We start from the raw sequence: 285 nt of genomic DNA on the forward strand, positions 1-285 counted from the left end.
AACACCTTGTCGTAACGCAGCTTGGAGATGTCAAATTCCTCGCCAATGCCGCAGCCCAGGGCCAGCACCACCGGCATCAGTTTATCGTTGCCGTAAATTTTGTCTGCCCGGGCCTTTTCCACGTTGAGCATTTTGCCACACAGCGGCAGGATGGCCTGGATTGCCGAGTCACGGCCCATCTTGGCGGAACCGCCTGCAGAATCGCCCTCGACGATGAAGATCTCGGTCTTGGTGGGGTCCTTTTCCCGGCAGTCGGCCAGCTTGCCGGGCATCCGGCTGGTCTCC

Annotated in this window: 1 protein-coding gene; it reads right to left on the reverse strand. The window is 59.6% G+C overall.

From position 1 onward, the window contains the following. Positions 1–272: toprim domain-containing protein (locus tag J4G32_RS21250; RefSeq protein ID WP_425515546.1), on the reverse strand; the 272-nt coding region annotated here is incomplete at its 3' end. Positions 273–285: the final 13 nt, after the last annotated feature.

The organism is Microvirga antarctica, assembly GCF_017921815.1.
In the GTDB taxonomy this organism is placed as follows: Bacteria; Pseudomonadota; Alphaproteobacteria; order Rhizobiales; family Beijerinckiaceae; genus Microvirga; species Microvirga antarctica.